Raw genomic sequence first — 12,294 nt, 5'->3', positions numbered from 1 at the left:
CATGCAGACAGAACCTTCGCCCGCCGACAGACTGCGTCAGTTACTCGCCCAGCCGGGGCTGATCACCATGCCGTGCTGTTTTGACGGGCTCAGTGCACGCCTGATTGAACAGGCCGGCTTCCCCCTCACCTTCATGAGCGGTTTTGCCGCCTCCGCCGCGCGCCTGGGGATGCCGGATACCGGACTGATCTCCTACGGCGAGATGCTCGACCAGGGCCGGAACATCTGCGCCGCTGTCTCCATCCCGGTCATCGGTGATGCCGATACCGGTTACGGCAATCCGATGAATGTGCGCAGAACGATAAGCGGATATGCCTCTGCCGGCTTTGCCTGCGCCATGGTCGAGGACCAGGAGAGCCCGAAACGCTGCGGCCATACCCGCGGCAAACGGATAGTCGGACGGCAGGAGGCGCTGAACCGCATCCGCGCCGCCGTGGATCAGCGTGAAGCCGGTAGTGACATCCTGATCATGGCCCGCACCGATGCCCGACACAGCCAGGGCATGCAGGAGGCACTCTGGCGCTGCCAGGCCTTCGCCGACCTGGGCGCCGATATCATTTTTCTCGAGGCCCCCAGAAGCCGGGAGGAGATGGAGCAGTTCTGCCGCGCCATACCCGGCCCGAAGATGGCGAATATGGTGGAGCAGGGCGATACGCCACTGCTACCGCCGGAGCAGCTTGAGGGCATTGGCTACAAGATCGCCGCCTATCCGCTAACCCTGATCAGCAGCGCGATACGCGCCATGCAGGAGGCGCTGGCGGCACTGCAACAGGGCGGGCACCCGGACAATCTGCTGCCCTTTGCCGACCTGAGAACCATCGTGGGATTCGATGAGTATGACAGTGAGCTGAATCGTTACCCGGCCAGCGACAATGGCGATCTTTGCGACTGACGGCTTGTGCCATCCTCGGACCCGATACGCTGCAACCTGACCAGGCCTGGCGAGCGCTCTACTCCTCCAGCCGATGCAGTATCAGGGCTACGCGGCGGTTACGCGCCCGTCCCTCAGCGGTTGCGTTATCAGCCAGTGGCCGGGTCGAAGCGTAGCCGACGGCACGCATACGCTCGGCGGCAATCCCCTGGGTCAACAGGAATCGCAACACCCCGGTGGCACGCTGCGATGACAGCTCCCAGTTGGAGGGAAACTGGGCATTGGCAATCGGCGTGGGATCGGTATGCCCCTCGATCGACAGACTGTGGTCGCTGGCCACCGACAGCAGCGGCACCAGCTTCACCAGCACCTCACGCCCCTCCGCGGTCAGCTCGGCCTGACCCAGCTCAAACAGGATGCGCTCACTGATCTGAAGATTGACCTGATTGGCCGACACCGTGACCTCGATCGCCTCCTGTAGCCCCTGGCCGAGCAGGGCACTCTGAAACCGCTCCTGTAACTGTTCCGCCTCCGTATCGGCCGGCCGTTCAATATCCGCCTCCCGCTCCCTGGGCTGCTGCCGGGGTTCGACGGGCGTCTCCACCGGACCGGCGACCGTCGCCGTACTGGAGAGGGTCCGGGCCAGCGCCTTGTACTCTTCGGTTGAATAGCTGGAGTAAGCGAGCAGTACCACAAACAGACAGAGCATCAGGGTCATCACATCCAGGTAGATGATCAGCCAGCCGCCATCCGTGTCATCCGGCAGCGGCTCGTCCTCCCACTGCGGGGGCGGTGGCAGATGGGGACGTCGGCGATCCATCAGCGCACTCTCCCACCTTCGCCAGTTGTCACACCGTCGCTCTCGGCCTCCACCCGCTGTTCAATCTCCTCCAGGGAGGGCGAGTGGATCTCATCTTCATACTGGGCGACAAAGGAGTTAAGGGTCTCACGGATAAAGCTGGGGTTGCGTTTCTGCCCCAGCATGCTGATCCCCTCCAGCACCATGTACATCAGCATGACCCGCTGCTCGGTGCGCCGTTCCAGCTTGATCGCCACCGGTTTCAACAGCAGATTGGCCAAGATAATGCCATACAGCGTGGTGGTCAGGGCGATGCCCAGGTTGAGACCGACCACGCGGAAATCGGCGTTATCCATCGCCTGTAGCATATTGACCAGACCAAGCAGGGTACCGGCCATACCGAAGGCGGGGGCAAAGGTGGCCATGGAGCGAAACACCTGCGCCTCGCCCCACTCCTGGCGGCGTAGTTTGAAAATACGCCATTTCAGCAGCGCATCGATATCACTGGGCGGCGTGCGGTCGATCACCAGTTGGATGCCGGTGCGCAGGAACGGGTTATTTATCCGGGCCAGCGCATCCTCGATGGCGGAGAGCCGGCCATGACCGAGCAGGATGGAGACCCGTACGATCTCTTCGATCTCGCGATCCACCGCCAGCTCCTGATGTCGCCAGATCAGGCGGAAGCTGCGATAGACCTGGCGCAACTCTTTCATGGGGTAGCTGATAAAGGTAGCCGCAATGGTGCCGCCGATGACAATCAGCAAACCCGGCAGATTGAGGAATACCCCCGGCTCCTCAGCCGACAACAGCACCGAAAGCACAATCAACAACATCCCGGTGATAATACCCACCAGAGTGGAGCTGTTCAGATCCTTGCGCGGTGGTAGCAACGCCACACCCCCTCCCCTGCAAGCCATTTGGCTGATTAATATTCCAATTATTACAGCGTGTTAGGCAACTATAACGCCAATACCCCGCGGATACCACGTACACCAATATCGCACAGCCCGGTGATTTCTGTTTTACTTAAGTGAAGCGCCCCGTCCAGTCCGGCAGCCGGTCAGCCACGGGGCGGTTGCGATCATTGGCCAAAGGAGGATGCAGTAATGACATTGAATGATGTATTACAAAAAAAACCTGGCGGCGTTATCACCGTTCCTGCCAGCATGGATCTGCTGGACGCGATCAACACCATGTGTGACCACAAGGTGGGCGCGCTGCTGGTCAAGACCGAGGACGGCGCGCTGCACGGCATCGCCACCGAACGGGACATTCTCCGCTACTGCTCCTCCAGCAAGGGAAACCTGCAGGGCGCCGTGGTCAATGATGCCATGACCCGCAAACTGGTCGTGGTCAGCCCTTCCACCAGCGTGGATGAGGCGATGACCCTGATGACCGAGCACCGTTTCAGACACCTGCCGGTGCTCGAGGACGGCGTCCCGGTCGGCATGATCTCCATCGGCGACCTGGTCAAGGCCCAGCTAACCGATATCACCGTCGAGGCGACCTATCTGCGGGAGTACATCAACTACTCCTGATCAACACCCGATGTAGTACGCCGTGAGCGCGGAAGCACTTCCGCCCACGGCCCACTCACGCGCTGCGTACAGAGGCCATGCGAACCATTAAATCCAGATCCGGTTTTATCCTGCTCTTTCTGCTCTCCCTGCTAACCGCCATCCCCGTGCAGGCGGATGGACAACTGGTGTTCAAGCAGTACTTCGAAGCCCTGCCGGTGTTCTGGCAGCGCATCTACCCGGACGGCGGTCATACCCTGTACTGCGACGAGAAATTCGGCGCCTACCACGGCCGCGGTATCAATATCGAGCACATCTTTCCGATGGCCTGGGCGATGCGCGATGAGGGGTGCCGCAGCCGCAAGCTGTGCCGGGAGACCAGTCAGCGCTTCAACCGCATCGAGGCCGACATGCACAACCTTTACCCCGCCCGGGCCGACATCAACAAGATCCGCAGCAGTTTTCCGTTTGCCGAGATCGCCGGCGAAAAGCGCGAGTTCGGCCACTGTGACTTTGAGTTCCACGCCCGCCAACGGGTAGTGGAACCGCGCCCGGCCAGTCGGGGCAACATCGCCCGCGCCCTGTTTTATATGCACGATACCTACGGACTGACGCTCTACCGGCGCCAGGGTGAGTTGATGAAAAAGTGGCACCGGGAAGATCCCCCGGATGCCGAAGAGCGGCGGCGCAACGACCTGATCGCCCGATACCAGGGGACGCGTAATCGCTTTATCGACGACCCCAGGGCTGCGGATGCGTTGCGGTTCTGAGACGAAACGGCGGATGCGCTATCCCTTATCCAACCAGCTGTTCAGCTGCGCCAATACCGGCGCCGGATCCCGATAATCGTAATCCAGACGCTGATGGCGCCCCTGATGCTCGAGAATCAGCGACGGAAACCCCTCGGCGCCGATCGACCGGCCCAGCAGAATCTCCTGCTCCAGCTGCTGCCGGGTGGCCGGAGCATTGAGATCCCGGGCAAAACGCCCGCCATCCAGGCCGATCTCTCCGGCCAGGCTAATCAAGGTATCGTCATCCGACGGATTCATCGCATGCAGATAGTAAGCCTGCTGGATGGCCAGAATCATTGCCGGTTCAGCCTCGGCTGCCTGCAGGCGGGCGGCGATCACCGCACGGCAGGCCGGATAGGTGGAGCGGCGTGGTTGGCAGTGGGTCCAGAAATCAAAATTGAACCGGGTACCCGGCACCCGCTGCTCGATGGTGCGCCAGGTGGCCTGCAGATAATCCTGCAACTGGCCGGGCATCGGCTCGTCACTGTCCGGCGCCAGCCCCCCCAGCAGCCTGACCAGAGAGAGACCCGACGGCAGCGCTTCGGTGATCTGCGCCATCACCGGACGGAACGCCCAGCACCAGGAGCACATGGGGTCATGGACATAGTAGAGCCTGCTGTTCATGCGTTACCTGACCGCCTCCCCCGTTTCCGGCTGCTCCCACCGCAACACCTCGACCCGGCTGATTTTTTCCAGCGGGATATAGAGCGTCATCTTGCCGCCATACAGGCGCTGCTCAAGTTCCAGCTGCCGATCGCGCAGCGACATCAGTATGCCCTGCTGCGGATCCGCTCGCTCACTGCCATAGACCCGCACATCACCACCGATATAGCGACTCAACCGGGCTACCGGCGTGGCCATAAAACGCGCCCTGGGTTTGGGGCTTGCCGGTGCAGGGACCGTCTCACCCCCACCGTTTTCACCAGAGGCCGCCGGAGCAAGGGTGCCGAACAGGTCGGCCAGCTGTTCATTACCCTGGGGCAGACTGAAGCTCAGATCGGTTACCGGCTGATCATTGACACTCAGGCTGAGACCCAACAGTCTGACCAGCTCCTGCGGTTTATACTGCTGCAGCAGGGCGGGGGAGAACTGGCTGTCGGGTACCGAGGTAATCAGCAGGTCACCTGGCCTGCTGATCAGGCGGCGTAGCGCCGAGCGCAGACCCTCGCCGGGGATAAAACCGAGGTTGTTGGCATAGTAGGTGGAACCACCGGTAAACAACCGGTCAATAAACGCCGCCGAATCCAGTCCCGCCTCCCCGGCACAATAATCAACCGTCCGCCGCATATAGTCCGGATCGATCCGATAATGCAGCGAAAACCGCTCCAGTACCGGCATCGCTCCTGCATCCATGGAGGAGAGTTTATTCAGGGACATCTCCACGCTCAGTGCCGCCAGACCATCCAGAGTGTAGTCCATCAGCAGGGTCATCTCACCGGAGCGCCGGTCAAAATCGTAACGCAGCCGGGTATCCGCAAGCCGTTGACGGAACCCCAGACGCTCGATCTGCGTCTGCCCAAGCAGGCCACCGAGCGTACAGAGGTCCGGTTCGGTGGCACTCGAGGCCGGGAACCACTGTTGCAGGTAGCCACCCCCCAGTGGCATAGCCATGCGGCTGACCGAGAGCTGCAGCCGTCGCGGCGGCCGCTCAGCATCGAAGCCTTTCAGCAGGTCCAGCAGAAACCGTGCCCCCTCACCCTGCAACTCGATCCGCTCGATCCGAATACCCACCGGCGCATCTGCCGGCATCACGCTGATGCCGGTTACCGCCACGCTACCCTGCAGAGCCGATTCAATACCTTCGTACTTGAGGGTGGCAAAGGGCGCAACCATGGCGGTCAGCCGACCCAGCCCGGTCTTGACCTGGTAATAGACCGCACCCTTGAGCACGGCATAGGCGACCAGGCCGACTACTAACGTGATCGACAGCACCCGTTTCAGTTTCACCCGTTGTCTCCGGTCACATGCATCTGCCTGCCAGCCGATCAGGGCCGGTCCTCCGGGCGCCGGGCCAGGAACGCCTTGCCCTGGGCCATCAGATCGACAAAGCCCTGTTCATCCCCGTCCAGCACCCGCCCCGCCACTTGGGTGACGGCATTCAGCAGCGTCACCAGGGCGCGTGGGCTGTGAGCGTTGAGGGACTGGATCTCGAAATAGAGATAGGGATTCTCCTCCGCTACCCGGCTGGCCACATCCATCTGCGCATCGAAGGTGCTGCTGGAGAGAGTTGCCAAGGCCTCCGCCTCCTCACCGCTCTGGGACAAGGCGTTGAAAAAGGCAATATTGACGGCATGGGAGAGGCCGAGCACGTAGGCCATGGCCCGGTCATGTCCGTCCAGGGACATGCTCACCTGCTCCGCCATGGTGGAGGCAAACAGCTCCTGCACCATGGCCGTGGCATCAGGGTCGCCCAGATCGACGAACACCACATTGCGCCCGGAGAGCAGTTCGGTGTCGGGGCCGAACATGGGGTGAATGGAGGTGACGTGACAGCCGGCCGCGCGCAGCCTGCCCAGTGCCTCGGCCAGCGGCCCCTTCAGGGAGCTGATATCAAATATGATGCCGCCCGGTTTGCGTTCGGCCAACCGTTCCAGCAACCGCACCGTCTGCTGTATGGGTGCAGCAATCACCACCAGGTCATGTTCCAGCCCCGTCTCATCCAGTGAAGCAAAGCGGACATGACCGGAGCGGGCCGGTTGTGGGTCACAGATCTCCACCGCGTAGCCCTGGGTGTCGAGAAAACGCACGAACCACTGCCCCATCTGGCCGGAACCACCGATCACCAGTGCCCGCTTGCCGCTGCCCGAGCCCTGCGAAGAGACCTTATCCAGCTCCTGAGCCGCCAGCGAGGCACGGATCAGCAGGCGGAACATCTCCTCGCCGATATCCTCATCCAGCCCGACCCGCCTGGCGGTGCGCCTCGCCAGTTCCAGTACATCCTTTTCCCGGGCGTAATCCCGGGTGCCCCGGCCGGCGGAAGATTTGGCACGGCCGATCTCCGCGACGATCTCCTGGCGGCGCGCCACCATCTCCAGGAGTTCGACGTCCAGCCGGGAGAGCCGCTCCCTCAGCGCCTGTAGATCTTTCATCTTGCCATTACCTGTCTGGGTCCACCGAATGGCAGTGCTACCGACATCCGGCCTGTAGATACTGTAGCGTCAGCCACGGCCGTTTCTGCAACCACTCACGCTGGCCGGGGCAGGGTGATGATTTCGCCGCCGGCAAAATATTCCCGCGCCCCGAGGCGGCCGAGGGGGTTCAGGCGGTCGGCATGGATCTTAAGCCGGCCCTTGGAGTCCTGCTCTGCGACGCCATCTTCAATGTACAGGTGAGTCAGGCGCCCGAATACCAGCGCCTGGGGCACCGGTCCCAGCTCCATCACCTCATACAACTCGCAGGCCATGGCCAACCGGCATTCAGCCAGCCGGGGCAGCCGGAAACCGGGAAACTCGGCGAGCTCCAGACCCAGATGGGTGATTTCGGATTCGCCGGCGGGCAGGGTCGCCGAGCTCGCATTCAGCGGCTGGATCTGCTCGACCCCGGCAATATGCACCACGAAGGAGCCCCGCGCCTCGATGTTGACCCGGGTATCCTTGGGCGTGCCGTCCGGCTTCTTGCCCAGCGAGATCATGATCAGCGGTGGATCACTGCAGACGGCATTGAAATAGGAGAATGGCGCCAGATTGTAGTCACCCGCCCCGTTCTCGGACAATACCCAGGCGATGGGCCGGGGGATAATCGCCTGGGTCATGGCGAAATAGGTTTCGGAGGTACTCAGGTCGTCAAGATCAATAATCATGTATTAGGGCCTGTTGACACTATGCGGATGCCCAGCGTTGGCCCTCCAGTGAGGCCAGACAAGGCGCGCAGAGCGCAGTTTGTTCGGCATATCCCTATGCCTCACCCCTACGGGGCTGATGCGAAAAAACGCTCCAAGCGTTTTTTTGGTAGTTCCAAATAAGCGATGTGCAACGCCGTATGGTCTCACTGGAGGACCAACCCGGAGGGACGGGGCCATTTTTCCGCATGACCGCGTTGCACTTTCGCTTATGTACGGCAAGTACACGACGCTCAGTGCGCCTTGTCCTGCAAAAAAATGGCCTCCGTCGATGCGTATCCCCATAGTGTTAACAGGCCCTACAATCCAGGCTGATCAGGGGAACATACATTTCATGGGGCGACAGGCCACCATGTACACCGATATGGCTCAGCGGCTTTTCACCCGGCAGTTCGCTGGTCATTATATAGTTCTCTTTCATTATCAGGGCATAGTGGCCGATCCGGTCACGCAGACGCGGATGCGCCACACCCAGGCCGAACCGCCCCTCGCGCAACAGCTGCTCGCTGCGGCACAGGGTCACTGCCTCGCCCAACCGGTCGGTGACATAGCGTTCAAACTGTCCGGCGCGGTCCGGGTGCACGTAACAGAACGACAGCCGTGGTTCACCGCACAACGGCATCATCAACGTCTCCGCCAGCTCCGGATGGGCCGACAGCCGTAGCGTCCTGTCCGGTGTGGTGTCGACAAAACCATGGTCCGCCGTTACCAGTAGTTGGGTATCGGTCCCGCGCAGTCGCGCGACCAGTTCGGCAAAGGCCTGGTCCAGGGCGGCCAGGTGTGCGGCCACCTCCGTGCTCGCCACCCCATATTCATGGGAGAGACTATCGAATTCCGGCCAGTAGGCGTAGATAAAATTGCGCCCCTTGCCTGCATCCACCGCACCGCCGATGCCCTTGAACATGCCCTGCAGACCGCCCCGGTATGGGCGGAGCCGGCCCTGTCCGGTGAATGCCCGGTTAAAGGTGGTTCCGGTGATCCAGTCCGGTACCACCAGATGACTCTGTACCGCCAGACGGTCATAGATCGGCGCCACACCGCTCAACTGACGGGGGTTCAACAGCCGATCATCGATCGGCATACGCCCCAGCCGCGTGGTGTAGGGGAGCACCGTCACAATGGAGCCGACCTCGGCAAAATAGGTGAACCAGCCGGTCAGTCCATGTTGCTGTGGTGGCAGTCCACTGAGAAAAGTGGGGATTGCCGTAGCCGTGGTTGACGGGCAGACCGAGGTCAGCGAGTCGATACAGTGGCTGAACAGTACGCTCTCCGGTGCGCGCTCCTTGAGATGGCGGTAGCCCAGGCCATCCACCACCAGCAGCACCAGATTGCGCACCCGGCCAAGCCGATCAGCGTCGAGCTGACCGAGCGGCAGATAGCCGGTCTCCCAGCCCCCCATCGCCAGGGCGATGGAGGACATCAGATTGGCAATGCTGCCGCCGTGGTAGTCAGGAAAGATCATGACTCAGGCGGCGATCTCCACCAGTTCCAGCTCGAACGTGAGGGCCTTGCCGGCCAGCGGATGGTTGCCGTCCAGGGTGACGCTGGCCTCCGCCAGTTCGGTCACCACCAGCCGAAATACCTGGCCGTCGGGTCCCTGGGCCTGCAACTGCACACCGACCGCCAGCTCGATTTCATCCGGAATCTGCGCCCGATCCACTTCCTGCACCAGTTCCGGCTGGTGCTCGCCATAGGCCTGATCGGCCGGGATCTGCACCGTTTTGGTCTCGCCGACCGCCATCTCGGCAAGCGCCTGCTCAAAACCGGGTATGACCTGCCCCTCCCCCAGCGTAAACTCCAGCGGATCACGACCGGCGGATGAATCAAACTGGGTGCCGTCTTCGAGGGTACCGGTGTAGTGGACTTTGACCGTCTGGCCTGGTTGAGGTGTAGACATGAATAGTCTCCTTGTATTTGCGTCGTTTGAAATGGCAGGCGGGCGTTGCCTCCCGGTCCGCCTTGAAAGATTGCAACCACGCACAAGTACACGGCTAACAACCGGGGGTCCCCGACAAGGGGGACAAAGCCATTTTATCATGGCATGATTTCAGCCCCGTTGCCCACCCAAAGCCGTTATGCCGTTAAGAAAGTCAAAAAAATCCTCGCGCAATCAGGCCATCCTGCGCTACAAGAAACAGCGCCAGCGAAACCTGCTGGCGCGCCCGGGACTACACCGGTTCGTACTGGTGCTGGATCATCTGAAGGCGGGCTTCAATGTGCCCAAGATCTTCCGTAGCGCCGAGGCCTTTGGCGCCCGCGAGGTCCATCTGATCGATATCGGCATGTTCGACCCGGCACCGGGCAAGGGTTCGTTCAAGAAAGTGCCGGCACTTTTCTATGACACTTTCGAGCAGAGTTACGCGGAATTGAAAGCACGCGGTTATACGTTGTTCATTCTGGAGGCGGGCGGTGCGGAGTCGCTATTCCAGGCCAGGCTACCGGAGAAATGTGCCTTTGTACTCGGGCATGAAGAGCGCGGCATCAGCTTCGACCCGCATGACTATCCGGATATACGGCGCCTGGCGATACCGCAGTTTGGCCAGGTGGAAAGCCTCAATGTGAGCATTGCGGCCTCTATCGTGATGTATGAATTCGTCCGCCAGCAGGGTGATCTGACGGCCGCCGTCGCGCCACCTGAATCCGGAAACAGCCTGCGCCGGAAAGGAACAGCCAGGTAAGGATCAGCCGGCGCGTGCCGGGCGAAAGATCACCACCGCACCGGGCATATCGCCATTGGCCATGGGGTAGGCCGAATACTCCACCGCCAGGGGGGCACCCTCCCCATGCCAGAAAACCCCGTTCTCGACATGTGCCCGCCTGCCTTGACGGTAAGCATTGTAGAGGGGTGACTCCTCCTCGGGATAGGGTGTCTCGTCAGCCCGCGTGTGCTGAACAAGGTCATGGAATTTACAACCCGTCAGCTCATTACGGGTATAACCCAGTATCTCCAGTGCGGCCGGATTGGCGAAGGTGCAGCGCCCCGCGCCATTGAGTCCGCAGATGCCGTCGCCAGCGGATTCCAGGAGCAACTGCAACTGCTGATGCAGATGACTCAGCTCCCGGGCCGTCTCTTTCTGGGCAGTCACATCCAGTCCGATGCCGCCTACCATCTCGGTCTCTCCGCTGAGACCGGCTATGGGAAACCGGATCATCTGCCACTGGCTCGGCCGGTCACTCCAGGGATGCACCTCGATACTCTCCACTACCTGGCCCGCCTCAAGGACCTTGCGCTCCTCCCGCTCCCGCGCCGCCAGATCCCGTTCCGGCCAGATTTCAGCGGCACTGAGTCCGAGCACCGCCGCCTCGCGCAGGTGATTGGTCCGCTCCCAGACCGGGTTGACAAACAGGTAACGGCCGGACGCCGACTTCATGTAGGCAATGCCCGGCAAATGCCGCATGAAAGCGGCAAACCGCTCATTCATTTCACGGATCTCTCCGGTCTGGAGCCTGACCTGGCGGCGCAACACCATCACACCACCGACCAGCAGCAGCAACAGCAGCAACAGGACCAGCAGCACCCAGCGCAGCCACTCGGGAATTTCCTGGGGATCCTTGTCACCGAACCAGCGCTCCTGAAGCCGGTAAAACGCTGACTCCCGATCCCCCTTTAAGCGGGTCATATGATAATCCAGCCGCTGGATACGCTTGGCATTGGGGATCTGGCCATTCAACGGAGAGAGCGCGATTCGGATCTCGGCCGGATTGAAGATCACCGAGGATTTGATCAGCGGAAACTGCCTGAACCCGGCCAGATCAAAAGAGCGCGGCACCAGTCCCGCATCCACCGGACCGTGATCCACCCAGGCCAGGACCGATTCATAGTCGCCAACCTCGAGAAACCGCACATTGATATCAAAACGGGCCGCCAGCTCCTTGAGATCGGCGAAGTGCGGATCACTGGAGAGCGCCACCACGGTCTTGTCCGCCAGATCCAGGGGGGATTTGATCACATCCTTGCCCGCCATCACGATCTGTCCCCAGTTCACATAGAGGCTCTCGCGGTTATAGTCCAGCCGGCGCTGCTTGGCCTCATTGGAGGAGATGGGCGTCAGCATATCTACTTCACCCAGCGCCAGCAGTTGATTGCACTCATCCCACCTGCAGGGAACGTACTCCAGTACCCAGCCCTCTTCAGCCGCGATCAGGTCGAGCAGATCGACCACAAAGCCCTGGACGGCACCCTGGCCATCGACCAGCGAGAGGGGCGGTTTGGCATGGATACCGACCCGGACCGATTCCGCCGCCAGCGGGCTGCCGGTGAGGACCAGCAGTATCAGCAGCAATAAGTACCGTTCTAACATCATGGTTATTATATTGTTTTCGCCAACCGGAGCATGGGAAAAGTGTATCTCTTTCGCGGACAAAAATGGATTATTTTCTTGGACCAGATCAATAAAACACCTTTGCGCACACCACTTTTTCCAGCGACAACAATAACTAACCAACTTGCTCCCCGCCCGTTTCCCCTTCACCCCCGC

General features: G+C 61.1%; 13 protein-coding genes. 4 read left to right on the top strand and 9 right to left on the bottom strand.

All coding sequences use genetic code 11. The features are described from left to right. The first annotated feature begins 1 nt into the window (after position 1). Entirely contained in the window at positions 2-892 is an 891-nt protein-coding gene (locus A3GO_RS0103960; RefSeq protein WP_029132299.1) for an isocitrate lyase/PEP mutase family protein, read from the top strand. Positions 893-950: 58 nt separating this feature from the next. On the opposite strand, the gene A3GO_RS0103955 is transcribed toward A3GO_RS0103960, so the two are convergent. Beyond that, entirely contained in the window at positions 951-1,691 is a 741-nt protein-coding gene (locus A3GO_RS0103955; protein WP_051301808.1) for an OmpA/MotB family protein, read from the bottom strand. Further along, a complete protein-coding gene (locus A3GO_RS22435; RefSeq protein ID WP_037374667.1) occupies positions 1,691-2,539 on the bottom strand; it encodes a motility protein A in 849 nt (282 codons plus the stop codon). The genes A3GO_RS0103955 and A3GO_RS22435 overlap by 1 nt, the downstream gene beginning before the upstream one ends. 237 nt (positions 2,540-2,776) lie before the next feature. On the opposite strand from A3GO_RS22435, the gene A3GO_RS0103945 reads away from it, so the two are divergent. Both A3GO_RS0103945 and A3GO_RS0103940 read left to right on the top strand, forming a co-directional pair. Next, complete coding sequence (locus A3GO_RS0103945) at positions 2,777-3,208, top strand: CBS domain-containing protein (RefSeq protein ID WP_029132297.1); 432 nt, start codon at positions 2,777-2,779, stop codon at positions 3,206-3,208. 77 nt (positions 3,209-3,285) lie between these two features. Further along, positions 3,286-3,957: an endonuclease I family protein gene (locus A3GO_RS0103940; protein ID WP_051301807.1), complete on the top strand. Its 672-nt coding sequence runs from the start codon at positions 3,286-3,288 to the stop codon at positions 3,955-3,957. An 18-nt stretch (positions 3,958-3,975) separates the two neighbouring features. Here the strand turns inward: A3GO_RS0103940 and A3GO_RS0103935 are convergent, their stop codons facing one another. From A3GO_RS0103935 to A3GO_RS0103910, 6 genes are all read right to left on the bottom strand, one after another. Next, a complete protein-coding gene (locus tag A3GO_RS0103935) occupies positions 3,976-4,602 on the bottom strand; it encodes a DsbA family protein (RefSeq protein WP_029132295.1) in 627 nt (208 codons plus the stop codon). A 3-nt stretch (positions 4,603-4,605) separates the two neighbouring features. Beyond that, on the bottom strand, positions 4,606-5,925 hold the full coding sequence (locus A3GO_RS0103930) for a hypothetical protein (RefSeq protein ID WP_029132294.1): 1,320 nt from the start codon (positions 5,923-5,925) through the stop codon (positions 4,606-4,608). 38 nt (positions 5,926-5,963) lie between these two features. Beyond that, positions 5,964-7,067 carry a prephenate dehydrogenase/arogenate dehydrogenase family protein gene (locus A3GO_RS0103925; RefSeq protein WP_029132293.1) on the bottom strand — a complete coding sequence of 368 codons (1,104 nt, stop codon included), beginning with the start codon at positions 7,065-7,067 and terminating at the stop codon, positions 5,964-5,966. A 95-nt stretch (positions 7,068-7,162) separates the two neighbouring features. After that, the gene (locus A3GO_RS0103920) at positions 7,163-7,777 is read right to left on the bottom strand and encodes a flavin reductase family protein (protein WP_029132292.1); all 615 of its coding nucleotides are present in this window, start codon (positions 7,775-7,777) and stop codon (positions 7,163-7,165) included. A 328-nt stretch (positions 7,778-8,105) separates the two neighbouring features. Further along, complete coding sequence (locus tag A3GO_RS0103915; protein WP_029132291.1) at positions 8,106-9,278, bottom strand: alkaline phosphatase family protein; 1,173 nt, start codon at positions 9,276-9,278, stop codon at positions 8,106-8,108. Positions 9,279-9,281: 3 nt separating this feature from the next. Then, positions 9,282-9,713, bottom strand: a complete 432-nt coding sequence (locus tag A3GO_RS0103910; protein WP_029132290.1) for an FKBP-type peptidyl-prolyl cis-trans isomerase — start codon at positions 9,711-9,713, stop codon at positions 9,282-9,284. Between the two features lie 178 nt (positions 9,714-9,891). Here A3GO_RS0103910 and A3GO_RS22430 point away from each other — a divergent pair, with 178 nt between their 5' ends. Next, a complete protein-coding gene (locus A3GO_RS22430) occupies positions 9,892-10,494 on the top strand; it encodes a TrmH family RNA methyltransferase (protein WP_084609737.1) in 603 nt (200 codons plus the stop codon). A 3-nt stretch (positions 10,495-10,497) separates the two neighbouring features. On the opposite strand, the gene A3GO_RS0103900 is transcribed toward A3GO_RS22430, so the two are convergent. Next, complete coding sequence (locus tag A3GO_RS0103900; protein ID WP_029132289.1) at positions 10,498-12,120, bottom strand: PAS domain-containing protein; 1,623 nt, start codon at positions 12,118-12,120, stop codon at positions 10,498-10,500. Positions 12,121-12,294: the final 174 nt, after the last annotated feature.

The organism is Sedimenticola selenatireducens DSM 17993, assembly GCF_000428045.1.
GTDB classification, from domain to species: domain Bacteria; phylum Pseudomonadota; class Gammaproteobacteria; order Chromatiales; family Chromatiaceae; genus Sedimenticola; species Sedimenticola selenatireducens.
This window is presented reverse-complemented; position numbering and strand designations above follow the sequence as displayed.

Bases quoted from the DNA above. Each gene is read 5' to 3' on its own strand.
- A3GO_RS0103960 (WP_029132299.1), top strand. From the start codon at position 2: ATGCAGACAGAACCTTCGCCCGCCGACAGACTGCGTCAGTTACTCGCC.
- A3GO_RS0103955 (WP_051301808.1), bottom strand. From the start codon at position 1,691: ATGGATCGCCGACGTCCCCATCTGCCACCGCCCCCGCAGTGGGAGGAC.
- A3GO_RS0103945 (WP_029132297.1), top strand. From the start codon at position 2,777: ATGACATTGAATGATGTATTACAAAAAAAACCTGGCGGCGTTATCACC.
- A3GO_RS0103940 (WP_051301807.1), top strand. From the start codon at position 3,286: ATGCGAACCATTAAATCCAGATCCGGTTTTATCCTGCTCTTTCTGCTC.
- A3GO_RS0103935 (WP_029132295.1), bottom strand. From the start codon at position 4,602: ATGAACAGCAGGCTCTACTATGTCCATGACCCCATGTGCTCCTGGTGC.
- A3GO_RS0103925 (WP_029132293.1), bottom strand. From the start codon at position 7,067: ATGAAAGATCTACAGGCGCTGAGGGAGCGGCTCTCCCGGCTGGACGTC.
- A3GO_RS0103920 (WP_029132292.1), bottom strand. From the start codon at position 7,777: ATGATTATTGATCTTGACGACCTGAGTACCTCCGAAACCTATTTCGCC.
- A3GO_RS0103915 (WP_029132291.1), bottom strand. From the start codon at position 9,278: ATGATCTTTCCTGACTACCACGGCGGCAGCATTGCCAATCTGATGTCC.
- A3GO_RS0103910 (WP_029132290.1), bottom strand. From the start codon at position 9,713: ATGTCTACACCTCAACCAGGCCAGACGGTCAAAGTCCACTACACCGGT.
- A3GO_RS22430 (WP_084609737.1), top strand. From the start codon at position 9,892: ATGCCGTTAAGAAAGTCAAAAAAATCCTCGCGCAATCAGGCCATCCTG.
- A3GO_RS0103900 (WP_029132289.1), bottom strand. From the start codon at position 12,120: ATGATGTTAGAACGGTACTTATTGCTGCTGATACTGCTGGTCCTCACC.